The sequence below is a fragment of the Shewanella sp. KX20019 genome, from assembly GCF_016757755.1.
Taxonomy (GTDB): Bacteria; Pseudomonadota; Gammaproteobacteria; order Enterobacterales; family Shewanellaceae; genus Shewanella.
Genome location: NZ_CP068437.1, coordinates 5,162,564 through 5,187,156, shown reverse-complemented (window position 1 = coordinate 5,187,156; position 24,593 = coordinate 5,162,564). Strand labels below are relative to the sequence as shown.

Here is a 24,593-nt window from a genome sequence, read left to right as displayed (position 1 = left end):
CAGGTACAAGCTTAAGTTAAGGGCTGATTCTTTTGAGGTTTTTAGTCATGTATCGGTAATGTTAGCAATTGCTTTACCTGTGTAAATGAAAACCATTACTATCTATTAAACAACCACTTAAGTAAATTTTATTGCATTTACAAGCCAGCTTGATAACAATAGCGCCTATAAATGGAATACCCTGAGGAATTAATATGTTGGCCCAGAAGATGATTGACCAGTTAAACGACCAGATCAACATGGAGTTTTTCTCCTCTAACCTGTACTTACAGATGAGTGCATGGTGTGAAGATAAAGGTTTTGAAGGCGCGGCTAAATTTATGCGTGCCCATGCAACTGAAGAGATGGGGCATATGCATCGTTTGTTCACTTATGTCAGCGAAACAGGTGGCATGCCGCTGTTGGGGACGATTGAAGCGCCGCAAGCTGACTTTCCTTCGTTACTGGCGCTATTCGAATACACTTATGAGCACGAGCAGTTGATCACTAAAAAGATTAACGAACTTGCTCACGCAGCATTCAGTAACCAAGATTATTCCACCTTCAACTTCCTGCAGTGGTATGTTTCAGAGCAGCATGAAGAAGAGAAGCTATTCAAATCAATCGTAGATAAAATTCGTTTGGTAGGTGAAGACGGTAAAGCACTATTCTTCGTCGATAAAGATTTAGCACAAATGGCGGTTGAAGAATCTGCTAGCGTGATGACAAGCGTTGCTTAATAAGTAAGTGAGCAGATAAAAAAGAGCAGCTAGTCTGCTCTTTTTTTATGGGGATAGTTTACGATTTAATGAGTGTTCTTAAGTCGCCAGATCTACTTTACCGCTGTTAGTGCTTTACGGTTAATGATGCGATTAATAGCTGTTTCATTTTCAAGAAAGGTGACCAGTCTTTCACTGGATAACGGCTTGGACATTAAATAACCCTGAGCGTAGTCGCAGCCGAGCGCTTGTAAGAAGTCCCACTGCTCTTCGGTTTCTATGCCTTCTGCAACCAGTGGCATTTCTAGGCTCTGCCCCATCATTACTACGGCTTTAACGAGCTTGGCATCAGACTGGTTAACCGTGGCGTTGTCGATGAAGCTCTTATCAATTTTTATGACGGATATCGGGAACTGGTTAAGATAGCTAAGTGCTGAATAGCCTGTACCAAAATCGTCGAGATAAATATCAACTCCCAATTGCCTTATGGATTCAAGAATTTGTAAGCTGTAAGGTTTATCCTCAATGAGCATGCTTTCCGTTATTTCTACATGTAGATACAGCGGCGCAATACCATGACGCTCAAGTGCTTCCTTGAGAATCTCATAAAAACTGCGACCATGAGAGTTGATACATTGGCGGCCAGACACGTTAATGGCGATTTTAAGCATATGACCTTGTGAGTGCCACTGTGCCAGATCGGTAAGGGCTTGCTCTAAAATCCACTCCCCTAAAGGTTCAATAAGTCCTGTCTCTTCAGCGATGGGAATAAATAGCGCTGGAGAGATAATGCCAAACTCAGGATCTCGCCAACGAATAAGCGCTTCAACACTTGAAACGGTGCCGTGCTGCATATCAACGACAGGTTGATACTCCAAGTAAAACTCAGACTGTTTTACTGCTTTTCGTAATCGCTGTTCGAGTCGCATCCGTTCTAACATTTCGACGTTCATCTCAGGTGAGAAGTACTGGAAATGTGCTCGGCCATCTCGTTTGGCTTGATACATGGCGGTTTCTGCATTTCTCAGTAACATCTCTATGTCTTGACCATCTTCTGGATAGAAGGCCACGCCGACGCTAGCAGAAATATTGCTTTCAATCGCACCCAATTTTATCGGATGTACCAACACTTCAGTCAGCTTTTGTGCCAGTTGCTCAGCCGTTTCGTTGGTATTTAGTTGCGGTGAAATGATTGCAAATTCATCGCCACCAAAACGGGCAATAGAATCTTCAGGCCCGAGCACGTCGGCAAGGCGCAGGGCTGATTGCTTGAGAATATCGTTACCTGCAGCATGGCCATGCAGTTCATTAATAAATTTGAAACGATCTAAATCGATAAAGAAAACCGCGACTTGAGCTTGATGCTGGCTAGCAGTATTAATCGCATGCTGTAATCGTGATGAAAATAGATGACGATTTGGCAACTTAGTTAGTGAATCGTAATTAGTCTTGTACCACAGGTCTTGTTCATACTGCTTGTGGTTACTCACGTCCAGAAACAAACCTATGTGCTGGCAAATATTATCTTGGGCATCTTTTACTGCTGTGATCGACAGATATTCTGGATAGACGTTACCATCTTTTCGTTTATTCCAGATCTCGCCTTCCCAATGGTTAGTGTCAGCCAATGACTGCCAAAGCGCACGGTAAAACTCCGGACGATGGTGATTAGAGCTTAAAATGCTTGGTTTATGGCCTTTAACTTCGTCAAGGGTATAGCCGGTGATTTTGGTAAAAGCGGGGTTAACCAATTCGATACAGTTATCCGCATCGGTCACCATAATGCCTTCAGATGAGTGTTCAAATACTGCTGATGCTTGCAGCATTGAGTTTTTGGCCAGCATGCGCTCGCTTAGCATCTGATTCAGTGCGGTGGATATTTGCGCTAGCTCGCCGCTGCCTTTTATGTCGATTTGTAGCTGTAGACTAGGATCTTTAGCCATCTCTTCGACATCTTGCACTATGGTAGTGATCAAATCGATAAGGTGATTGCAGATGTACTTGCCTAAGATAAAGAGAATGTAAAAAAACAACATGCCAGTGAGTAGGCTGATATACAGAGAGGACAAAATTTGTTGCTTCTCGATATCACTTTGGCGCGCAATTTTTTCTGTCAGTTGAATGTTCATTTGATACATCAACTCAACACCTGCACTCGCCGTTGACCACCAATGTGCACTGCTAATCAGCGGAGCTTGGTGTTGCAATTGCAGTAATGCTTGATGCATGACTTCATATTTGCCTGCCAGCGTAGTCATTGGTGGCAAAGGCTGCTTACTGCTTTTAATCTGTTGCAGATAGTCAGCGTAACTATCGACAGTACGTTTAATGACTGCAATAAGTTCTAGCTGCTGTTCAGTTAAGTTCGGCTGACGTTCAATCTCTGTTAGTGCAACCCCAATTTCAAAATAATGTTGCTCAAAACTGATGCTATGCTGAGGAGAAGCGGACATCAAATAGCTATTGAAGTCGTGCATTAAGCCATCATAGCCCACGAGTTTACTAACACGATACGCATGTTCGATGAGGGCTATTTGTTGCTGTAATTGCCGTCGAAGCGCTTCGATCTCTTGCTGTTCAAGGCTATCCCCAAATGCACTGAACTTGGCACGATTCTCTTTGGTCATCACCGAGCTTGCGTTGTTGACAGTATTGGTGAGCTGCTCGGTGATATCTGAAATCGCATCGAATGAGTCAAGGTTAATCGTTGCTGCTGCGAGGAGTTGGTTGACTAAACCCCGCTCTTGTCCCGCGAGTTCTTGGATTTTTAAGGCGTTTACAAGATCGGATTGAACTATGACCAGATAGGAGCTTTCACTTTTAAAGCGCAGTTGCGAAATAAAACTGATCAGCTTTTGGTTGAGTTGCGAGTAATAGTTAAAATATCGGTTACTGTCTAGGCTGAGCACCTGGTGACGAAATTGTGTTAGTCGTTCTCGTTCAGCGCTGCTGCGGCCAATTCGCTCCTGTAACGCAATAAATAACGGGTAGTCATCTTGGGTGCCTGCTAATACCTTTTTTAGTGCTCCGTTTTGCAGCAAGCTTTGCAATGCTTGATCGGTTGTTTGCCATTGCTGTTGCAGCTCTGCGCTAAACTCTTCGCCGTCACTACTCACATAGCCCGCTGATAAGCCGCGCTCTTTTTGTAGTTCGAAAATAACCTTCTCGACGCCGAGTGTGACTTGAGTGGTTAACGCATTAGCGGAGGCATTTTGATACTGCTTAGATAGTGATATTGAATGCAGCACTGCAAACACCACCAATATTAGCATTGGCAATGAGGCAAATAAGAATAGCTTTTGTTTTAAGCTCAAATGGCTTAACAGGCTTAACATTCGGCGACAACCCTTTAGCGTAACAATCTCATTGTTAACATTGTTGGTTTAATCTTAAAAGTGAAGATAGAAGATTAAAAAATTGCGCCAAATAATAACCATATCAAGATTGTGGTGTCTCAGTTAATTAACCAAAGTCTAATCTAGGTCACGAATTTAGCGACTAGTGTCAAAAGTGTGACTAAAACTATCTTCTTATTAGGTTTTTTTTGACGCTGTCAATCACCTGAAATAGTGATAAATGCGTTTTTGCTAAATAACATCATTGTAGCTTTGGCTTAGTGGCTATTGCTTACTCGGCATTTATTTATTCTTAGAGGTAAAGCGGGTATAAACAAAAAGGCCGCATATAAAATGTGGCCTGTTGACTTTTTTCTGACTCAATTGCCTTACTGCGAATTACGGTAAGCCACAATATCTTCAATCGTTAGCACTGGCATATCATGCTGCTGCCCAAAGCTGACGATTTCAGGCAGGCGTGCCATTGTGCCATCGGGTAACGTCACTTCACACAGAACGCCAAAAGGTTTCAATCCTGCCAGCTTCATTAAGTCGACAGTGCCTTCGGTATGGCCGCGACGCTCCAATACTCCCCCCGGGCGAGCACGTAGAGGATAGACATGTCCTGGGCGGGCAAGGTCATTAGCAACGGCGCCATCTGCAATGGCCGCTTTTACCGTGGTCACTCTATCTGCTGCCGATACGCCAGTGGTAACACCCACTTTAGCTTCGATGCTGACGGTAAAGGCGGTGCCGTATTGGCTGTTGTTATCAACGACCATAGGCGGCAGCTCTAGCTGCGCAATTCGCTCATCAGTAAGGCACAAGCAAACGATACCGCTACATTCGCGAATAAGTAGCGCCATCTGCTCATTGGTAAGGGTTTCGGCGCTATAGATAAGATCGCCTTCGTTTTCTCTATCTTCATCATCAACAACTAACACCCCTTTCCCTTGTCGAAGGGCAGTAAGTGCGGCATTGACGCGTTCGATAGCATTGCCATAAGGCGCGAGTAAAGACTGATTCATGGTTAACATCCTTAAATAAACTACATTGGGTTGCCAGAATCAGGGCGTACAGAAAATGACACTTACATTCATGATGAATGCAGGTGCTTAATAAGAGCTGAAATCAATGGTGGCATAACAGGCAGTATTAGGTGCTTAGCACTCGGCAAAACACTATGATACTGCTGCGCAGGCAGCATTGTTCAATCTTATATTCTCTTTCATCCGGACTCAGTACACGCCGCACACATAGTACGCAGCAGTAATCATTACCGTCGGCTCTGGAATAGGTGCAACCTCAATATGACGGGCGTCATCATTAAGGCGTGTTTACCAGATCTGCTTGACCCTACCAGTGGACATCTTGTTGTATCGGTAGGCGCTCGCGGGCTTTTATGACGATGTAAAACGACATCATGCATAACTTACCGCCGGTGGGGAGTTACACCCCGCCCTGAGAATTAAGCTTATCTAACGTTTGTTGACGAGATAAGCGCCGCTATGTTGCGTCAATTTGATTAAAATGACAAGCTGCAGCATACAGAAATGTGGCCATGGCGATGAACCGTCTCGCCGCTATATTTTTGCTCATAAGGATATGCAAAATGAAACTACTTTTCGCCTTCACACTAAGCAGCGTAATGCTACTCGGATGTACTAATATGACCGCAACAACGCAAATTGAGCCACCTAAAGCTGACAAAATTCCTCACATTATGGAGCTGCATGGTGAAACTCGTATCGATGACTATTACTGGATGCGTGATGACGAGCGTAAAGACCCTAAGATCATTGCTCACCTTAATGCTGAAAATGACTATACCAAGGTGCAATTTCAGCCTTACGACGCACTTAAAAAGCAGCTATTTGAAGAGCTGATCGGCAGACTTGATAAGGATGAATCGAGCGTGCCCTATTTTTGGCATAATCATTGGTATTACCGCTACTACAAAGCGGGCTTTGAATATCCGGTAGTGGCTAGGAAAACTGAGTTAAAAAGTAGCGATGAGTTAGTGCTACTTGACGTCAACGATCGCGCTAAAGGTCATGACTTTTACGGTTTAGGGGGCATATCGGTCAGCCCTGATGAAAGTAAATTAGTCTTTGGTGAGGACCTACTCAGTCGCCGGATCTATACCCTCTACTTTAAAGATCTTAATACAGGTGAGCTAATCGAAGATCAGCTTGAAGGTACTGACGGTCACGTCGTATGGGCCAATGATAATCAACATCTATTCTATATCGCTAAAGATCCCAAAACCTTGCTCGGTTATCAGGTGTTTCGCCATCAACTGGGGACAGCACAAACTGAAGATGTACTGGTGTATGAAGAAAAAGATGACACCTTTTATATTGGCCTGGGTAAATCACTCGACGAAACCTCAATCGCCCTGTACGCAGAAAGTACCATTACCAGTGAGGTATCAATGCTGGATGCTAATGCGGCGTTAGGCGAGTTTAAGCCAATATTGGCACGAGAAGAGGGGCATGAGTATTCGGTCTCTAAATTGGCTGGCAGCTATTACATCTTAACCAACTGGCAGGCGAGTAACTTTCGCTTAATGAAAGTCGCGGTAGATAAAGCTGCTGACAAGCAAGCTTGGCAAGATGTTATTGGCCACGATGAACAATCAAGAATTGAAGATGTACTGTTACTAGACCAATACATGGTGGTGCAAACCCGTGAACGTGGCATCAGTCGTATTCATGTGTATCCATTGCAGGGGCAAGATTTTGATATGGCTGCGGGTTTTGAACTTGAGTTCAATGATCCCGCTTATGTGGTTGGCTTTGATGTGAATGCTAGCCAGCATAGCGACAAACTCAGAGTGTATTACTCTAGCCCGACCACGCCAGAGTCTGTCTACGAGTATGATTTGGCAAAGCCCAATCAACGTGAGCTGCTGAAGCAAGAAAAAGTGCTCGGTGGCTTTGATGCCACGCTTTACCAAGCAGAGCGATTATTTGTCAAAGCGCGTGATGGTGAAGAGGTTCCTGTGACTCTGGTTTACCGCAAAGACATGTTCAACAAAGATGGGACTAACCCGTTGTACCAATATGGCTATGGCTCATATGGCTACACGGTTGATCCTGACTTTAGCTCCTCTATCTTGAGCTTGCTGGATCGTGGCTTTATCTATTCGATTGCCCATGTACGTGGCTCGGAAATGCTTGGACGTGGTTGGTATGACGATGGGCGTATGCTCAATAAACAAAATAGCTTCAATGACTTTGTCGACGTAACCCAGGAACTAGTTGCACAAGGCTATGGAGATAAAGACAAGGTTGTCGCGGCAGGTGGTAGTGCTGGTGGGTTGCTGATGGGCGGGGTGATAAACCAAGCACCACAAAGCTACTTTGCCGTTGCAGCGCACGTGCCGTTTGTTGATGTGGTAACGACTATGTTGGATGAATCAATCCCGCTCACGACTAACGAGTATGACGAATGGGGCAACCCGAACGAGCAAGTCTATTTTGACTACATGCTAAGTTATTCGCCATATGATCAAGTTAAAGCGCAAGAGTACCCGCATTTGCTAGTCACTACCGGCTTACACGATTCACAAGTTCAATACTTTGAACCTGCTAAGTGGGTCGCTAAGCTGCGCGATATGAAGACCGACAATAATGTACTGCTGTTTGATACCGATATGGAAGCGGGGCACGGTGGTAAGAGTGGCCGTTATCGCCGCTATGAAGACAAAGCGCAAGAGTACGCCTTCTTCATCGGCTTGCTTGGCTTAGATAGTGGCTTGGCTAAAAGTGTAGATAAGGTAACTGCCAAATAGTGGCAACTGAGTCAATCTGGTTTTTGTATATGGTGCGCTGTGCCAACGGCCACCTATACACAGGCGTCACCACCGATGTGACCCGGCGCTTTAAAGAGCATCAGAGTAATAGTGCCAAGTCAGCCAAGTTTCTGCGGGGTAAAGGCCCACTGACGTTAGCCTATTCGGAAACGGTAGGCAGCCGCAGTGATGCGCTTAAGCGTGAGATCGCGTTAAAGAAGTGGCCAAGGATTAAGAAACTGGCGTTGATAGCAGGGGAGTTGGCCTAGTGGTTCCAATTGCCTGCGGTGGTGCTGGACAGAATGTCCGAATGTCGTGATCACACGGATGTGAATGAACGACCGTATGTGCAGACACTGCTGAGACTCGCCGCAAGCACATCTGACCTCCAAGGACGGAGGAAATGCCAAATTCTGTCTGGAACATAATTGGCCTTGTGGTCTCAACCGTATCTACACAAGGTTGGAAAATGCATTAATTCGGCATATGAGTTTGAAATAGAGACTCGATAGAAAGATACGGCCGCCCTGCCTTTTTTTCTTATGCAAAGACTATCTTAAGAAATTTTAAATTAGGCGCTCACAATGAACCGCCCTCGGTAACCGCTTCTCCGTTTCTCTGTCTCCTGAATCCATTCAGTCGTGCGCGGAACCGTATGCAGGGTGGGGCTGGAGGTTAGATACCTCCGGCTACCCGATTAGGCATGCATCAGCACATCATTCACTGGAATTACTCTTATATCTTCAAGTAACTTGGGATTTAAATCTTGTAGCTCGGATATATCTTTACTTAAAACCCATGCAACAGCTTCTCTCATGTCGGTAACAGCGCCACTTTTGATTTTACGATGCAGCTCATCAATTCGATAAAACAATGCATTAGCCTTATGCCTACTTTTGTTTCTATCATTTATATAGCAAATATCGAAGTCATTTCCTCTTAAACCTCGTTCCTGCTTAGAGATCGTAGTCATTAGAAACTCCCTAACTAAATCTTGCTGAGCAAGGTTTGCATCGTTAAGCACTCTGATCAGAGTATTCTCGATCCCAAAAACATTGATGAGAAATGACAGTTCAAGGTATATACCAACGACTTCCTTGCATATATTCAATTCCTTAAACTGAGTTTTCGTTCTGTTATCATCCCATAGGTGTACAAAAAGTTCATGGTTCATAAAGCCATCTTGCTCTGTAATATACAAGGCTGTCGTTAACCAAGAATCATTGGATTTGTTGGTGTCAATTAATAAACAAGCCTTTTTTTCAAAGCTAGTCTTTTCTCTAGGATGACTTGAGAGACTGTATGCACGCTTATTCTTTGTACCAGTTTGATTTTTTCGGACATCAATTTCAACTCTCTTATTTCTTACTTTTTTTTCAGAAATATTTATTTCGGCTCTTAAGATTCCACCAAATTTAAAAAGATCAGATTCTTTGTTGAATAGATATTCGAACTCACTGAAATCCAATTCCAAATCTTCATCCATCGCTTTTCCTCCGACCTATAGATTGCTACTTAACGTCTTAGTATTTATGTGTTGTGTTATCTGCAAGGTGTAAATCGCTTGTTGGACTTGGCTGCTGCCACAGCCACATTAATTTATGTGCCTTTTCTCAAATGTTACAGAATTATCTGTGGCTAAGCTCCGTGGGTACTTTTTGTGTACGATTCAGTGCAGAGTACTCTGTTATATCTAATGGTTCCAATTGCCTGCGGTGGTACTGGACAGGATGTCCGAATGTCGTGATCAAATTGAACGACCTTATGTGCAGACGTTATCGAGGCTCGCTGCTAGTATGTCTGACCTCCAGGGATGGAGGAAATGCCAGATTCTGAATAGAACATATTTGGGCTTGTAAGTTCAACAAAAACAAATAATATCCTTATTTAAAGGCCAGTTCGGCATCCATGCCTCTCGTTCGAAAGCTTGATCACTGCGCTATCTCTCACCTTGTTTTCAACGGCCTCAGCCGTATCTGTACTGAATTATTAAAGCGTAAACTATCTGTGTTTGAAGTTACCAGTAAAAGCTTTTGAGATTATGTACATCTCACTTCAGTGAATATCGATAGTAAAACCTAATTAGCCAAACTTGCAGGCAGTAATCTTCCCCGTTGGAAGTTTCGTTTCTCAGAAATTTCGCCGGGGCGCTGAGGGATTGCCAAGGGGCGCAAGCGCTTTGCCCCTTGGCTCTGGTGTGGGCGAAGCACCACGACTTTGACTTTGGTTTATAAAAATGAAATCGCAACTATAAAACTACGGGGATGAGCGCCAATTCAAGGAAATTGGAACCACCAATATTGAAGTTAACTTCGGATGACAGAGTAACGATAAAAAGGAAGGAAATTGTCGAAACTCAGCTGATAATCCAGCTGATAATCCAGCTGAGATCCTGAAAGGGTGGGCAGGACGCTGCTGTACTCTAGTGTGCTTAAGGTCAGCATAACTGACCGTTAGCACATTAATCGACAACAGCACCTGCGCCGGGAAGGATTACTCATCCTTGAGTTAATTTTAGAATAAATTTTATAAATGGGTTAAAAAAGTGAATTTGAGTGATTTACTTGCACAAGCAACTCGACTCAATGCCAGGCTAGTTCATGCTCACTGAACCATTGATATTGTCGACACTCAGATCGCCGCTACCTGAATCGACAATGCTAAGTCCTTTGGTGTTGTCGACTTCGATGTCGCCTGAACCATCATCAATCACTACGTGACCATTGACGTTGGTTACTGTCATGTCGCCAGAACCGTCATCGATGTTGGTATCGCCGCCGATGCCGTTTAAGTTGATTGAACCAGAACCATCTTCAAGGGTCAGTGTGCCTGTGGTGTTGCTAATCGATACCGAGCCTGAGCCATCGATGATGTTGAGGTTATTACCGCCTTGAATCGAAAGGTCACCTGAGCCATCTTCAAGCTGGATATTTGCAGTGACATTGCTAATCTCAATATCACCAGAGCCATCTTCAAGCTTTAGCATCATATCGGCAGGAACTTGAATGGTTAGATCGATGTAAGGAGAGCGGCTGAAATTGATATTGCTGTCAAACTCAGCAACCAATTTTGCGTTACTGCCCTTTTTATCTAAGGTTAAATCAGCTTTGATATCGCCGTAAGTATATATGTCGGCAATAACGGTGATTTGAGTCAGCCCTACAACGCCTTGGATCTTCAAGTCTCCAGCACCGGTGTCAGCAACAAGTGTGTCGATGCCAGCGGCTTCAATCTTAATGGTCTTCTTCTGGTGATCCATAGGTCCTGCATGGGCACCATTAACATTGATGATGCAACCAGAGAGAGTGAGTGCAATCGCTGCAGCAAAAAGGCTAGAGAGTAGTTTCATTATACGGTGTCCTTGTTATTGTTTTGTTTTCTATTTTTGTGACCAATATTGAGTCGTACTGCTTTGCTTCTAATGTTTGCAGGTAACGTGCCAAGTGGTTATCTAGTTGTTTTAATTATGATGTTTTATTGTTACCTTAATCTTTAGTGGTGAATTCGCTCATCAATTTGGCCAGAATCGACATTATTAGTGATTTTACTCAAGGGTTTGATAGCGAATAGCCAAATCAGTTGGCGCAATTGGAATGGAAGCAAGCTTATGGATTATTTATCAGTTAACCAACAGGGTTGGGATCGCCGTGTGAAAACCCATGTCACTTCAGACTTCTACGATGTGACTGGTTTTTTAAAGGGTAACAGCTCTTTGCAAGAGATAGAGCTTGCGGCGTTGAATGTAGCAGGCAAAAGTCTATTACACCTACAATGCCATTTTGGTTTAGATACATTGTCATGGGCGAGACTTGGAGCCAAGGTCACTGGTGTGGATCTCTCTATTGCGGCTATTGAACAAGCTGATTCATTGGCAACCCAAGCAGGTTTGGATGCTGATTTTGTTTGTACCGATGTCTATAAGGTGACAGAGCAGGTAGCGGGGCAGTTCGATATTGTATTCACCTCTTATGGCGCCATCGTATGGCTACCTGATTTAGACAAGTGGGCACAGACTATAGCGAGTAAACTCAAGGCTGGTGGTCAGTTTTATATGGTGGAGTTTCATCCTGCACAAGCAGTATTTGAAGGCTATAGCTACTTCCACCAAGATGAACCCGATGTTGAAGATGAACCGACTTACACCGAGAACGCCGGTGATGAGACTGAGACCTTTATCAGTTGGTCGCATTCTCTGTCTGATGTGCTTAATGCATTGATCCGTGCAGGCATCGAAATAGAGTCATTCAATGAGTACCCTTTTAGCCCATATGACTGTTTTGACGGACTCACTAAAGAGGTTGTTGAGGTTGAACTCGCGACAGGCAACACCCAATGTGAGCGTTATTTTGTTGAGCAGCAAGGCCAACGTCTACCGCTAACCTATGCAATATCCGGGATCAAAAAGGCTTAAGAGCAATATCATGCCGTCATCACAAAAAACAGCGCCTTTTGGCGCTGTTTTTTGTTCATGAAGCGCAACTGTTTTTAGTTGCTTCTTAGCACGGGGTACATCTGGTATTGGTTATCATAATACGGGCTACGCTCATAGAACCAACGTAGGCGCGCTTGAGGATTAGCGGCAAAGTCCTTATCTTTTAGCGCTTCATTGAATGTGGCTTGCAGTGCAGGATCCGCTTTTAGCATCTGTGCTGCCAACGGTTCAACTGCATAGTTTTCAATATATTCGGTGCGAGTGAAAATAGGGTTAAAGAAACCCCACTGAAATAGTGAATCGGGCGATTGCGGCTCAAGCAGCAGTATGGCGAGATCGCCTAGTGGTTGATCGGTATCGATACGCACTGTACCGACAGCTAAAGTGGTATCGATTCGCTGGCTGCTGATATCAGCGCTAACACGTTGCCGGCCTTCATAATCAGCTGTCGAAAATTTAGGTTCGGAAAACTGATACTGCTGTAGTTTCTGCTCTCTTGGCTTGCTGATTGTCGTCATGCGTATGCCATGCACACTTAAGCGTTCAATCACGTCTGTCCACTGCGGCGGGATAAAGTAGGCCGTTGGGCGATTCACTTTAATATCTGCTTTAGTACCACCGATCACGGGGAGGTTCGGGTATAGCTTAGCTTCGCCATTCCAACGGACAATCTCGTTGCCACTTATCGGACTTTGATCCATCGAGTAACCGATGCCTTTAAAGTCCCAACCTTGAGCTTGTTGCTCCTGTTTCCAGGTCAGTGTTAGTCGTGATGAGTAGCGGTATTTATCTTGTTGGATCGCCGACTTAAGCTTGGTTGCATCTTTGCCAATAGTCTTCAAAGTGGCTTCGAGCATCACATAAGTGCCGAGTACGCGCTGCTTAAACGGCTTTAGACTGTGGTTTTCAATTAGAATAGTCGGCAAGTGACGGGCATCGCCGTAACCATTGGAGAAGCGTGGGCCAGCATTCCATAACGACATGCCCTTGGTGATATCAGTATTATCGATGGCGAAAACTAATGGCCCTGGGATATGTCCTTCATCGGTGAGTGCGGATTCAATTGCGGGGCGATAGCTGTGCTCTAACCACTTATAGCTTGCCGGACTAAGACCTTGAGCGAGGTTGTAGCCAAAGGTGACGTCATACTGATAGTCAATGCCGTCGGTAACATGCACATCAATGTATAGGTCGGGTTGCCAGATATTGATGGCGCGCAGCATGTGTTGCATCTCGAGGGTGTCTGCTTTGGCGTAATCACGATTGAGGTTGAGGTTGTTGGCGGTAGTACGCCAGCCCATATTAACCGGCCCTCTTTGATTGACGCGATTAAATTGAGTTGAACGCTCATGGGCGTCAACGCTGAAAATCGGTACAAACAGTAAGTTGGCATTATCAAGCAATGCTGATTTATTGCCAAATACCATGTCGCGTAGCAGCATCATGCCCGCGTCTTTACCATCGATCTCGCCTGAATGGATCCCTGCTTGCACCAATACACTTGGCTTATTACCCTTAAGTAGAGTCGTAGCGTCTTCGGCACCCTCTTTAGAGGCCACAATCATCCAAATATCGCGTCCCTGTGGACTCTTACCTATGCTGACTTTTTTGAGCATATTACTTTGAGCAATAAGCTTATCTAACCAGATGAATGTTTCGTCATAGTTTGGACTTGTTTTAAGGCCGTTCTTTTCAAAAGGAGTCGCCCACTCACTGTCCGGTGCGGCCAATAGCGATTCGCTTTTGCCGTGCCATTCAATCATCGGCGGCAAAATGGCGTCATTCACGTATGTGGTCGCCAATTGAGGTGTGGCATCGTGTTCTGTGGCAATGGTGTTCAAGCTGGTGGCACTGGTCGCAAGAGCAACTAGAGCTGTAAGGGCTGCTCTCCGAGTCAATATAGGTGTTAGGCGCATGATAGATTGTCCATCTTTTATATAAATTTAGAATTATTATAAGGGTTATACTTCATCAAAATGCTAACAAGTGCAACTAGATAACTGTGTCGAATTATGCGGACAGATTCGACTGAATCTGTCCGCATTTTCATTGGTATTACGCTGCTAAAGATGGACGATTACTGGTAGATATTCTGTGTATGGCTTTACTGCAGTTTATATAAACGTCGCTCTAAGCCAAAGCCGACAATGCCAGCAGCAAAAAACAGCACTCCCAATAGCTGCAGCCATGCATTTATTGCTCGTGGTACTGACACCTCTTTATCGAGGGAGTACATCCTTTTTCCCCCATCAACGTCAATATTAAATCTTTGGCTTCTGTTGTCAGTCGTTAGCAGGTAGTGGTCATCTCTGCGCTTAGCAATTTCAACCCTTTTCTGCTCTCTAATAGAGTGGCTATTTTCAACTGTGGCATCCAAAGTGCGGCTCCAAGATGAATAGATATCGAGTGGTTCACCTGACTGTACTACACCAAGAGATTGATACTGATATTGGTTTTCTGAGAAGACCTGCTTACTGAAACCCGTATAGAAGAAAGTGATACCAAGTATGAGTAATGCACAGGCGGCATAGAGGAAGCGGCGTAGTGAGCGGATTTTTAGATTATCCCTATTAGACAATAAGGCTTCTATGTCGGCAATCTGGTTTAATTGTTGGCGGTATTTTTGGGTATCAATACCGCGAAGAAACTCAGAAGAACTCATTGATAAGGCGCTAAGTAGACTACGAAACACATCATTGGAGGGGGCGGACTTATCGTTCTCTAGTTTTGATAGATAGGATTGCTCAATTCCCGCCATTTCAGCCAGCTCCGGCTGACTGAAGCCTCGAGCTGTACGGCACTGTTTAATTTGATTACCTAATGTCATAAACCCGTTCTACCTCAAGATGCGTGATTTCAGTGGGAATTAAAAGTGGTTTAGACGAGGCCTAGACCGATGTGTAATAGCTGGCCTATTATCAAGGTCTGTAACGTCGTATAAACCACTTTTAAGCCCACCCAGCGGGAGCTCCTGAGCGTATCCACTTCTGTGTTGCATTGTCTTATAAGGGAACGACCATTGTTAAAACTATGCGCCTTGAATTGAATTCGCTCAGGCTGCTCTGAAACATGCACTTTGAAGTAGAGCGGGTATATAATCCTTTGTTATCCATATCAAGTGATTTAGTTAGTGAAACAGTGACTACTCTTGGCTATTCATGGATAAATATGAAGTGGAATATTACAGCATAACAAGGAATATTAGCTAAATCTTGTTTGAGGCTTGGTTGAATTTTGGCGCTCGCGTTATTAATGAGGAATTCGGTGCTTTCTAATCCTATCCAGCACCACAGCAGGTCATTGGAACCATAAATACACGCTTGAACTAGGTCTCGCCCAACATAAGGGGAAAAGCGAGATATCTTCAGCTAAAGAGTGAGACATCCATGGCCTCAATGAATAAGTCCTCCAATTAAGAGGACTTATTGACTTAGCCCACTTCGACTTCTATTTCATCTTCGAAGATGGCCTCAATCGGGATCTCAAATAGACGGGCGACTTTAAACGCGAGAGGCAAACTGGGGTCGTATTTCCCCTTCTCTATCGCATTGATGGTTTGCCGTGACACTTCAAGCTTGTCTGCCAGATCTGCTTGGGTCCAGTCTCTTTCGGCTCGGAGTACTTTTAAGCGATTTTTCATCGGTAAGCCAACCTTCCTTTAATAATACCAACGATATAGGCTAAGGCCATAAGCGCTATAAGGTAAGAGGTTTGTAAAGGCGGTAGAGTCGTTGCGCTTTCTAAAATTGAATAGCTGGAAAAGCTAATGATGGCCACGCCGACAGCAAGTGCTAATGCTCCTAGCTGTACTTTACGTTCCATTTCATCGAGTTGGATTAGAAAGCGCTTATAAGATAGCAGCATGGCGATGCCGATGATGGTATGTGTTCCAAAGGCGATAGCTATGGTGATAGGGCTATCTAGTACTCCTTCTTCAGCAAGGTAGGTGCCAATCAAAAGGGAGACGGCCCACAGCAGTGCTAATAAGTTAACCAGATTAGCATTTTTAATATCACGTTTTGGCAACCCTTTGACGCAGATTGTGTCTAATATTTTTTTCATCGCTACAGTTCCTTTTCTGATTTCAATGTAAAGCAGGCTTGACTTAAAGTTAGGCTTGTTTGATATCAAAGTCAAGCTTGCTTTACTTAAAGTTCGCTAAGCTTTACTTATTGGGACTGTCATTAGCTGTTAAGTAAGGGAGATCTAGAGTAAAAAAAATCCCAATTTAGCTGAGCTAAACTGGGATTTTTAAGTACTTATACTAGAGGCTAGCGTTAAGCATTTGGTCCTGCATTCTTGATAGAATCAGGCACTTGGTACTTTTCAAAGTTCTTTTGGAAACTTTCAGCTAGGTGCTGTGCAAACTCTGCATACTGCTGCTTATCTTCCCATGTATTAACTGGGTTGAGTAAGTTGCTGTCTACACCAGGAATAGCGACTGGTACATGTAGGTTTAGTTTTTCAAGATACTCAGTTTCAACATCCTTTAGCTCACCACTGACGATCGCATCGACAATGGCACGAGTCGTCGGGATATCAAAGCGCTTACCGATACCATGTGGACCACCTGTCCAGCCGGTATTAACCAAGTAAACTTGGCTACCGAAGGATTCGATACGCTTCATTAACAGCTCTGCGTATACGCCAGCAGGACGTGGAAAGAATGGTGCACCGAAACAAGTTGAGAACGTTGACTGAATGGCTGCTGTTGAGCCCATTTCAGTAGAGCCGACTTTAGCGGTATAGCCTGACAAGAAGTGGTATGCAGCTTGCTCTTTAGTCAGCTTAGACACTGGCGGTAACACGCCTGACACATCGCAAGTTAGGAACACTACGGCATGAGGTTCTGCACCGCAGTTCTCCTCTTTACGTTGAGCGATGTGCTCAAGCGGGTAGGCAGCGCGAGTATTTTCTGTCAATGAAGAGTTAGTGTAATCAGGTACACGGTTCTCATCAGTCACGACGTTTTCCAGCACAGTACCAAAACGAATCGCATCCCAAATAACCGGCTCGTTCTTCTCGCTAAGGTCGATACATTTAGCGTAGCAACCGCCTTCAATGTTGAAGACGCCACCGGGTGCCCAGCCGTGCTCATCGTCACCGATAAGGAAGCGTTTAGGATCGGCAGAAAGTGTGGTTTTACCTGTGCCAGATAGACCGAAAAACAGCGTGGTATCGCCGTCAGTGCCTACGTTAGCCGAACAGTGCATTGGTAATACACCTTTCGCTGGTAGAAGGAAGTTTTGCACTGAGAACATAGATTTTTTCATTTCACCAGCGTATTTAAGGCCTGCAAGCAGTACCTTACGCTCAGCAAAGTTCAAAATAACGGTTGCATCAGAATGGGTGCCATCGCGCTCAGGAACACACTCAAACCCCGGTGCATTGATGATCTGCCAAGTCGGCTTATCTGCCGCATTAAACTCTTCTGGAATGATGAAAAGATTGCGGGCGAATAGCTGGTGCCATGCATATTCAGTCGTTACAGTCACAGGCTGATAGTGCTCTTTGCTTGCACCAACTTCTAGATTCGATACAAAGGTGTCTTTATCCGCTAGATATGCTTCAACACGATTCCAAAGGGCTGTAAATGCGTCAGCTGCAAATGGTTTGTTGACTGCTCCCCACTCTATATCAGCTTCTGAACTAGATTCTTTGACGATAAAACGGTCATTGGGTGAACGACCAGATCGCTCGCCAGTTTTTGCAACTAAAGCACCGTTTGCCGTTAATTCACCTTCGCCACGCGCTAGCGCAAGCTCGACTAATTGGCCTGTAGAAAGGTTAAGGTACTCGCGGTTAGATCCATCCGCCATGTGTAAGGTCTCCATCTGTAGGGTCGTTTGGGTATGCCGGTCTATGGCGCCAGCTATTTTGTTTGAAGCGATTGTAACGTATGCGCAATTGAATATGTGCACAAGATCAAAAAAAAGCTCAAAAAGTGATGGGGGGACGACTAATGCTGCATTTTTCGATAAAGAGATATAAGAGTTTAATCATAAAAAAGGCGCTCAATGAGCGCCTTAATAGATTTAATACTTACTGAGTGACGTCACTGCTTGCTGCATTGGCAAAAATTGCTTCAACATCTATGGCGTCAAAAATGTATTTACTGTTACAGTACTCGCAACCCATTTCGATTTTACCTTGCTCGGCAATAATCGAATCAATCTCTTCTTTAGCGACGGTGCGAATCGCTTGCGCGCTACGCTCTTTTGAGCAAGTACAACTAAATGTAATTGCAACCGGGTCAAATAGTAGTACTTCCTCTTCGTGATAGAGGCGATGCAGTACCTCTTCTGCTTCAAGCGAAAAGAGCTCATCTTGTTTAACAGTTTCAGTTAATACAGATAAGTGTTCGAACTCTTCATTATGGTCACCGTCAGTAGGTAACACCTGCAGGAACATTCCCGCTGCTTGCTGGGTATCGGCAAACAGCTTTATTTTAGTTGGTAACTGCTCTGATTGTTCGAAGTATGTTTCTAAGCATTCGGCTAGTGTTTCTTTATCGAGTGCTACCACACCTTGATAACGCTCGCCGTCATCTGGCGTTAAGGTGATAACCATGTGTCCTTTGCCAAACAGGGTTTGTATTGGTGTGTCATTAGCAATGTTGCCAGTCCAGCGAGACACGCCTCGCAACTGCTGCAGGTTATTACCATTGATTACGGCTAACGATACTGGGCCATCACCTTGCAATTGAATGCTAATATCGCCACTGAACTTCAAGGTCGCCGTTAGTAGTGATGTTGCTGCCATCAATTCGCCCAGCAGAAGTTGAATTGCCAACGGATAGTCATGGGCGGCAATCACTTCTTGGTAGCTCTTTTCTAGTTGTACCAGTTCACCACGCACGCTGGCGTTTTCAAACAGGTAGCGATATAAATTGTCTTTAGTCATTTCGGTATTCCAGTGTTAACTTTCTTTAAAGCGCATTATTTGGCGACGCTGTTTCTTATCCGGTTTCTGGTCGGGTGCCGGATTATGAAGAATATTCAAGCGTCTTTGTTCGGCGTATGTCTCACGTTTCGCTATACTTTGCGGTGTCTCTTCATAAAGGGTTTGCGCGATTAACCCTTTCTGGCGATGTTCGGATATTTTTACTATGACGATCTCTTTTTCGTCATACCCTTGCCTTAATCTAATGGTGGCGCCAACCTCGGCATATCTGCTCGATTTTGTACGTTGGCCGTTGTAGTGTACTTTACCACCATTAATCATCTCTTTTGAGATGGCACGAGTCTTATAAAAGCGTGCAGCCCATAACCATTTGTCTAAGCGGACTTTTAATGCTTGTTGCTCGTTGCCGTTCATGAGCGACTCCAGTGGTAGATTAACCTTTATTAAAGTAGGGGGAAGTTCACAAGCTGAGTATTAATATACAAATCTTTACGCCTCTACTCGCAAAAGAGTGGCAAGCTTCACACCCTTTTAAGGCGCGTAAAGTTAGCATATTTGGCCTAATACCGCCAACATTGCTGCTGTTATGGGCTTGTTGCAGGGTGCAGTGTGGGTTAGCATGAGTCAGGATTTGCTAAATTATCATAATCAGAACAGAGGCCTGTGCAGAGGGTCCACATAAATATGGATTTATTAGATAAGTTTTTAACCAAAGCGGCGGGTGTGCCTCAAAAACCCGTTAGCTCAGCGATATTTGGTCTAGGTGTTGTGCTAGTGCTGTTGCTATTGGCACAGATCACATGGAAGTTAGTTCCTGATAATTCAGCAGTTTCTCGCTGGACGCCGACGCCTGCCTCTTCGACTTCCTCGGGTGCGGTAAATATTTCTGCTTTGCAACAATTAGGGTTGTTTGGGCGCGCCGATAGTGCTTCAACCAAACCTAAAGTGGCTCCTAAAGTAGAAGTGATTACCGATGCACCTAAAACCTCACTGTCAATTCAGTTGACTGGTGTCGTCGCGTCAACGACTGAGCAAAAGGGCTTAGCGGTCATTGCATCTGGTGGTAGTCAAGATACCTACGGCTTAGGCGATAAAATTAAAGGCACATCGGCTTCATTAAAAGAGGTCTATGCCGATCGTATTATCATCACTAACAGTGGACGATACGAAACCCTTATGTTGGATGGATTTGAGTACAACACCAACAGCAACGCTAATCAGCAACTGCAAGAAGCCAAGAGCTTACCTAAGGGTAAAAGGATAGATCAACGCCAAAACCGTGAAGTGGCCCGTGAGTTAGGTGCATCACGCGAGCAGATCTTGGCTGATCCCAGCAAAATTACCGATTATTTATCGATCTCTCCAGTTAAAAGTGGTGGAGAGCTTGCGGGCTATCGACTCAACCCTGGTAAAGACAGAAAATTATTTATCGAGGCAGGATTCAAACCCAATGATTTGGCAAAGTCGATTAATGGTTACGACTTGACTAATATGAGTCAGGCGTTAGAGGTTATGGGGCAACTACCAGAAATGACTGAAGTTGCCTTAATGGTTGAGCGTGAAGGTCAACTGATTGAAATTATGTTTAGCTTGCCGCAATAAAAGAGTAGCAACCAATAACAATAAAGGCTGCTGCAATAATTAATTGAGCTTGCCGCAATTAAAGGTTTTAGGGGACGTATTACAATGAATAATAAAAGGATTAGACGCAGACTAATCGCCGGTATGGTTATGGGAGCGTCATTATTAGCGCCACAGCTTGCCTGGTCTGAGCAATATGCGGCTAACTTTAAGGGCACAGATATTCAAGAGTTTATCAACATTGTTGGTAAGAATTTGAATCGCACTATTATTGTCGATCCTACCGTTCGCGGCAAAATTAATGTTAGAAGTTATGATCTTTTAGATGACGATCAATACTATCAATTTTTCCTCAACGTACTGCAAGTCTATGGTTATGCCGTTGTTGAAATGGACAACAACATCATCAAGGTCATCAAAGATAAAGATGCTAAAACAGCATCTATTCGAGTCGCAGATGATAATGCACCTGGCTTGGGTGATGAGATGGTCACCCGCATCGTTGCACTTTATAACACAGAAGCAAAGCAGCTCGCACCACTCCTGCGTCAGCTGAATGATAATGCCGGCGGTGGTAATGTTGTCAACTACGACCCATCAAACGTATTGATGATCTCAGGTCGTGCCGCTGTTGTTAATAAGTTAGTTGAAATTGTACGTCGGGTCGACAAGCAAGGTGATACCGCAGTTGAAGTGGTCAAACTAGAATTTGCTTCAGCGGGCGAAATTGTCCGTATAATCGACACCCTTTATCGTTCAACGGCTAATCAAGCACAAATGCCTGGTCAGGCGCCTAAAGTTGTTGCTGATGAACGTACCAACGGCGTGATCGTCAGTGGCGACGAAAAGAGTCGTCAACGTGTGGTTAAACTCATTAAACAATTGGATGCCGAGCAAGCAAGTACCGGCAATACTAAAGTTCGCTATTTGCGTTACGCCAAAGCGGAAGATTTGGTTGAAGTGCTAACCGGTTTTGCCGATCAACTCGTTGCAGAGAAAGGCGGCTCAGCTCAAAGTGGTAGCAAGCGTCGTAATGAAATCAATATCATGGCGCATAACGATACCAATGCACTGGTTATTAGTGCTGAACCTGATCAGATGCGGACCATCGAGAGTGTGATCAATCAATTAGATATCCGCCGTGCGCAAGTATTGGTTGAAGCGATTATTGTTGAAGTCGGCGAAGGTGATGATGTTGGTTTCGGTGTGCAGTGGGCAACAGCCGCCGGCGGTGGAACACAGTTTAACAACTTAGGCCCAACCATTGGTGAGATTGGCGCCGGTGTGTGGCAGGCGCAGCCTGAAAAAGCATCGCAAACATGTACAGGCTCTGGTGATACTCAAACCTGTACTGATAACCCAGATACACAAGGTGATATTACCCTGCTGGCACAAGCGTTAGGTAAAGTGAATGGTATGGCTTGGGGCGTGGCAATGGGCGACTTTGGTGCACTGGTTCAAGCTGTGTCGAGTGATACCAAGTCCAATGTACTCGCTACACCGTCAATTACTACTCTTGATAACCAAGAAGCCTCATTCATTGTCGGTGATGAGGTGCCGATCCTTACGGGCAGCCAAAACTCTAGTAATGGCAACAGTAACCCATTCCAAACCGTTGAGCGTAAAGAGGTCGGTGTTAAGCTAAAGGTGATCCCTCAAGTTAACGAAGGTAATGCGGTTAAGCTCACCATCGAACAAGAGGTCTCAGGTATTAACGGTAAAACAGGTGTCGATGTAACGTTTGCTACTCGCCGCTTAACCACTACCGTAATGGCTGATTCTGGCCAGATAGTGGTACTGGGTGGTTTGATTAAAGAAGAGGTACAAGAGTCGGTGCAAAAAGTGCCATTCTTGGGCGATATCCCTATTATTGGTCATCTATTTAAGTCATCTTCAAGTGGCAAGAAAAAGACCAACTTAATGGTGTTTATTAAGCCAACGATTATTCGTGACGGTATCACCATGGAAGGCATCGCAGGCCGTAAGTATAACTACTTCCGTGCGCTGCAACTTGAACAGCAAGCACGTGGTGTTAACTTAATGCCAAATACCGATGTACCAATTCTAGAAGAGTGGGATCAAGAGGCGTATCTACCTGAAGAGGTGAATGAAGTGCTGAATCGCTATAAAGCAGGCAAGGGGCTAGATACTAAAATGCGTGAAACCGACCCTGCCTTAAAGCGTATCTCTGAGAGCAAAGATGCTGACGCAGAGAAAGCCGAAACCACAGACGAGGCAGCTGAAGTAGAACAAACTACTGATGAAGATTCAGCAGATGAGTGAGAATAATATCCAAGCGGCTGATGAGCTAGCACAAGTATCAAATGAACTTGGATTGGTGTCTGAAGCGGAAGCTGACGAAGTTTTTCATTCGACCAGCAAGGAGCGGCTGCCTTTTGCATTTGCGCATCGATTTAATGCCGCATTAGATAAAGATGAGAATGGTGTTTTATCGCTCTACCATACAACAGGTACGCCTTTATCGGCGCTGTTGGAAGCTCGTCGATACAGCGGCAAGTCGTTACCACTGATCAAGCTAGAGGAGGCAGCGTTTGAAACACGCTTAACCCAAGCTTATCAAGCCAATTCATCAGAAGCGCAGCAGATGATGGAAGATATTGGTAACGAGATGGACCTGTTTACCCTGGCTGAAGAGTTACCTCAAACAGAGGACTTGCTAGAGGGTGACGATGATGCACCGATCATTAAACTGATTAACGCACTTCTGTCGGAAGCCATTAAAGAAGAAGCTTCCGATATCCATATCGAAACCTATGAAAAGCAGCTGGTCGTGCGTTTCCGTGTCGACGGTATCTTAAAAGAGGTCCTAAAGCCAAATCGCAAACTATCGTCACTGTTAGTATCGCGTATTAAGGTCATGGCACGATTAGATATTGCTGAAAAACGGGTACCACAAGATGGTCGTATTTCACTGCGTATCGCAGGCCGTGCAGTCGATGTTCGTGTATCGACCATGCCATCAAGCCATGGTGAGCGTGTGGTGCTGCGTCTACTCGATAAAAATGCCGGTAATTTAGATCTGGTTCAGCTGGGTATGACTGAAGATGTCCGAGTGCAGTTCGATGAACTTATCCGCAAACCCCACGGTATTATCTTGGTCACAGGGCCTACAGGTTCGGGTAAAAGTACCACCCTGTATGCAGGCCTAACTGAACTCAATTCCATTGATACCAATATTCTAACTGTCGAAGATCCTATTGAGTACGAGTTAGAGGGTATTGGTCAAACGCAGGTCAACACCAAAGTTGATATGACATTTGCTCGCGGTCTGCGTGCTATCTTGCGTCAAGATCCCGATGTGGTGATGATTGGTGAAATTCGAGATTTAGAGACGGCACAAATTGCAGTACAAGCTTCGTTGACCGGTCACATGGTGATATCAACACTGCATACCAATACTGCTTCAGGTTCTATTACACGTTTACAAGATATGGGTGTTGAGCCTTTTCTTGTGTCGTCGAGCTTGCTGGGCGTACTCGCGCAGCGACTGATTAGAACCTTATGTAAGCACTGTAAAGAGGAGCATGTACCTGACGAGCGTGAAAGAGAGCTGCTGGGTATTGCACTTGATGACCCACGCACCATTTGCCGCGCTAAAGGTTGTAAAGAGTGTGGTCATAATGGTTATCGCGGTCGTACGGGGATCCATGAACTGCTCACTGTCGATGATAGTGTGCGTGAATTGATCCATACCGGTCGCGGCGAGTTAGCGATTGAGAAGCATATTCGCAAAACGGTACCAAGTATTCGTCATGATGGTATGAGTAAAGTACTGCTAGGGAAAACGACCCTTGAAGAAGTGCTGCGTGTTACTCGCGAGGAATAAC

General features: G+C 44.7%; 17 protein-coding genes, 1 pseudogene and 1 riboswitch. Of the genes and pseudogenes, 7 read left to right on the top strand and 11 right to left on the bottom strand.

Translation table 11 applies throughout. From position 1 onward, the window contains the following. The first annotated feature begins 194 nt into the window (after positions 1-194). Positions 195-719, top strand: a complete 525-nt coding sequence (gene ftnA, locus JK628_RS22495) for a non-heme ferritin (protein ID WP_202287097.1) — start codon at positions 195-197, stop codon at positions 717-719. Positions 720-811: 92 nt separating this feature from the next. Here ftnA and JK628_RS22490 read toward each other — a convergent pair whose 3' ends face one another. Further along, positions 812-4,033: an EAL domain-containing protein gene (locus JK628_RS22490; RefSeq protein ID WP_202287095.1), complete on the bottom strand. Its 3,222-nt coding sequence runs from the start codon at positions 4,031-4,033 to the stop codon at positions 812-814. A 389-nt stretch (positions 4,034-4,422) separates the two neighbouring features. Beyond that, positions 4,423-5,061 carry a 3,4-dihydroxy-2-butanone-4-phosphate synthase gene (ribB, locus tag JK628_RS22485; RefSeq protein ID WP_202287094.1) on the bottom strand — a complete coding sequence of 213 codons (639 nt, stop codon included), beginning with the start codon at positions 5,059-5,061 and terminating at the stop codon, positions 4,423-4,425. 188 nt (positions 5,062-5,249) lie between these two features. Beyond that, positions 5,250-5,506, bottom strand: a riboswitch (FMN riboswitch). A 139-nt stretch (positions 5,507-5,645) separates the two neighbouring features. On the opposite strand from ribB, the gene JK628_RS22480 reads away from it, so the two are divergent. Both JK628_RS22480 and JK628_RS22475 read left to right on the top strand, forming a co-directional pair. Next, on the top strand, positions 5,646-7,829 hold the full coding sequence (locus JK628_RS22480; RefSeq protein ID WP_202287092.1) for a S9 family peptidase: 2,184 nt from the start codon (positions 5,646-5,648) through the stop codon (positions 7,827-7,829). Positions 7,830-7,840: 11 nt separating this feature from the next. Continuing rightward, positions 7,841-8,098: pseudogene (locus tag JK628_RS22475) on the top strand (GIY-YIG nuclease family protein); the annotation flags it as partial. A gap of 428 nt (positions 8,099-8,526) precedes the next feature. Here the strand turns inward: JK628_RS22475 and JK628_RS22470 are convergent. After that, complete coding sequence (locus tag JK628_RS22470; RefSeq protein ID WP_202287090.1) at positions 8,527-9,315, bottom strand: hypothetical protein; 789 nt, start codon at positions 9,313-9,315, stop codon at positions 8,527-8,529. A gap of 1,107 nt (positions 9,316-10,422) precedes the next feature. Then, the gene (locus JK628_RS22465) at positions 10,423-11,178 is read right to left on the bottom strand and encodes a hypothetical protein (protein WP_202287088.1); all 756 of its coding nucleotides are present in this window, start codon (positions 11,176-11,178) and stop codon (positions 10,423-10,425) included. A gap of 258 nt (positions 11,179-11,436) precedes the next feature. On the opposite strand from JK628_RS22465, the gene JK628_RS22460 reads away from it, so the two are divergent. Beyond that, entirely contained in the window at positions 11,437-12,240 is an 804-nt protein-coding gene (locus JK628_RS22460; protein ID WP_202287086.1) for a class I SAM-dependent methyltransferase, read from the top strand. 74 nt (positions 12,241-12,314) lie between these two features. Here the strand turns inward: JK628_RS22460 and JK628_RS22455 are convergent, their stop codons facing one another. The 7 genes from JK628_RS22455 to hslR form a co-directional block, all read right to left on the bottom strand. Continuing rightward, positions 12,315-14,177 carry a M14 family metallopeptidase gene (locus tag JK628_RS22455; RefSeq protein WP_202287085.1) on the bottom strand — a complete coding sequence of 621 codons (1,863 nt, stop codon included), beginning with the start codon at positions 14,175-14,177 and terminating at the stop codon, positions 12,315-12,317. Positions 14,178-14,365: 188 nt separating this feature from the next. After that, the gene (locus JK628_RS22450; protein WP_202287083.1) at positions 14,366-15,088 is read right to left on the bottom strand and encodes a helix-turn-helix domain-containing protein; all 723 of its coding nucleotides are present in this window, start codon (positions 15,086-15,088) and stop codon (positions 14,366-14,368) included. Positions 15,089-15,691: 603 nt separating this feature from the next. Continuing rightward, entirely contained in the window at positions 15,692-15,901 is a 210-nt protein-coding gene (locus JK628_RS22445) for a helix-turn-helix transcriptional regulator (RefSeq protein ID WP_202287082.1), read from the bottom strand. Then, a complete protein-coding gene (locus JK628_RS22440) occupies positions 15,898-16,323 on the bottom strand; it encodes a hypothetical protein (RefSeq protein ID WP_202287081.1) in 426 nt (141 codons plus the stop codon). The genes JK628_RS22445 and JK628_RS22440 overlap by 4 nt, the downstream gene beginning before the upstream one ends. 215 nt (positions 16,324-16,538) lie before the next feature. Next, the gene (locus JK628_RS22435; protein ID WP_202287079.1) at positions 16,539-18,095 is read right to left on the bottom strand and encodes a phosphoenolpyruvate carboxykinase; all 1,557 of its coding nucleotides are present in this window, start codon (positions 18,093-18,095) and stop codon (positions 16,539-16,541) included. 208 nt (positions 18,096-18,303) lie between these two features. Continuing rightward, positions 18,304-19,164: an Hsp33 family molecular chaperone HslO gene (gene hslO, locus JK628_RS22430; RefSeq protein WP_202287077.1), complete on the bottom strand. Its 861-nt coding sequence runs from the start codon at positions 19,162-19,164 to the stop codon at positions 18,304-18,306. A gap of 15 nt (positions 19,165-19,179) precedes the next feature. Then, complete coding sequence (gene hslR, locus JK628_RS22425; RefSeq protein WP_202287075.1) at positions 19,180-19,578, bottom strand: ribosome-associated heat shock protein Hsp15; 399 nt, start codon at positions 19,576-19,578, stop codon at positions 19,180-19,182. Positions 19,579-19,848: 270 nt separating this feature from the next. Between hslR and gspC the strand changes: the two genes are divergently transcribed. From gspC to gspE, 3 genes are all read left to right on the top strand, one after another. Next, entirely contained in the window at positions 19,849-20,766 is a 918-nt protein-coding gene (gene gspC, locus JK628_RS22420; protein ID WP_202287073.1) for a type II secretion system protein GspC, read from the top strand. A gap of 84 nt (positions 20,767-20,850) precedes the next feature. Beyond that, positions 20,851-23,028 (top strand): type II secretion system secretin GspD, encoded by a 2,178-nt coding sequence (gene gspD / locus JK628_RS22415; RefSeq protein ID WP_202287072.1) that lies wholly within the window; start codon positions 20,851-20,853, stop codon positions 23,026-23,028. After that, positions 23,021-24,592, top strand: a complete 1,572-nt coding sequence (gene gspE, locus JK628_RS22410; RefSeq protein ID WP_202287071.1) for a type II secretion system ATPase GspE — start codon at positions 23,021-23,023, stop codon at positions 24,590-24,592. Before gspD ends, gspE begins: the two co-directional genes overlap by 8 nt. Position 24,593: the final 1 nt, after the last annotated feature.

Excerpts from the sequence above, each read along its gene's own strand:
- ftnA (WP_202287097.1), top strand. The coding sequence starts at position 195 with ATGTTGGCCCAGAAGATGATTGACCAGTTAAACGACCAGATCAACATG.
- JK628_RS22490 (WP_202287095.1), bottom strand. The coding sequence starts at position 4,033 with ATGTTAAGCCTGTTAAGCCATTTGAGCTTAAAACAAAAGCTATTCTTA.
- ribB (WP_202287094.1), bottom strand. The coding sequence starts at position 5,061 with ATGAATCAGTCTTTACTCGCGCCTTATGGCAATGCTATCGAACGCGTC.
- JK628_RS22480 (WP_202287092.1), top strand. The coding sequence starts at position 5,646 with ATGAAACTACTTTTCGCCTTCACACTAAGCAGCGTAATGCTACTCGGA.
- JK628_RS22470 (WP_202287090.1), bottom strand. The coding sequence starts at position 9,315 with ATGGATGAAGATTTGGAATTGGATTTCAGTGAGTTCGAATATCTATTC.
- JK628_RS22465 (WP_202287088.1), bottom strand. The coding sequence starts at position 11,178 with ATGAAACTACTCTCTAGCCTTTTTGCTGCAGCGATTGCACTCACTCTC.
- JK628_RS22460 (WP_202287086.1), top strand. The coding sequence starts at position 11,437 with ATGGATTATTTATCAGTTAACCAACAGGGTTGGGATCGCCGTGTGAAA.
- JK628_RS22455 (WP_202287085.1), bottom strand. The coding sequence starts at position 14,177 with ATGCGCCTAACACCTATATTGACTCGGAGAGCAGCCCTTACAGCTCTA.
- JK628_RS22450 (WP_202287083.1), bottom strand. The coding sequence starts at position 15,088 with ATGACATTAGGTAATCAAATTAAACAGTGCCGTACAGCTCGAGGCTTC.
- JK628_RS22445 (WP_202287082.1), bottom strand. The coding sequence starts at position 15,901 with ATGAAAAATCGCTTAAAAGTACTCCGAGCCGAAAGAGACTGGACCCAA.
- JK628_RS22440 (WP_202287081.1), bottom strand. The coding sequence starts at position 16,323 with ATGAAAAAAATATTAGACACAATCTGCGTCAAAGGGTTGCCAAAACGT.
- JK628_RS22435 (WP_202287079.1), bottom strand. The coding sequence starts at position 18,095 with ATGGAGACCTTACACATGGCGGATGGATCTAACCGCGAGTACCTTAAC.
- hslO (WP_202287077.1), bottom strand. The coding sequence starts at position 19,164 with ATGACTAAAGACAATTTATATCGCTACCTGTTTGAAAACGCCAGCGTG.
- hslR (WP_202287075.1), bottom strand. The coding sequence starts at position 19,578 with ATGAACGGCAACGAGCAACAAGCATTAAAAGTCCGCTTAGACAAATGG.
- gspC (WP_202287073.1), top strand. The coding sequence starts at position 19,849 with ATGGATTTATTAGATAAGTTTTTAACCAAAGCGGCGGGTGTGCCTCAA.
- gspD (WP_202287072.1), top strand. The coding sequence starts at position 20,851 with ATGAATAATAAAAGGATTAGACGCAGACTAATCGCCGGTATGGTTATG.
- gspE (WP_202287071.1), top strand. The coding sequence starts at position 23,021 with ATGAGTGAGAATAATATCCAAGCGGCTGATGAGCTAGCACAAGTATCA.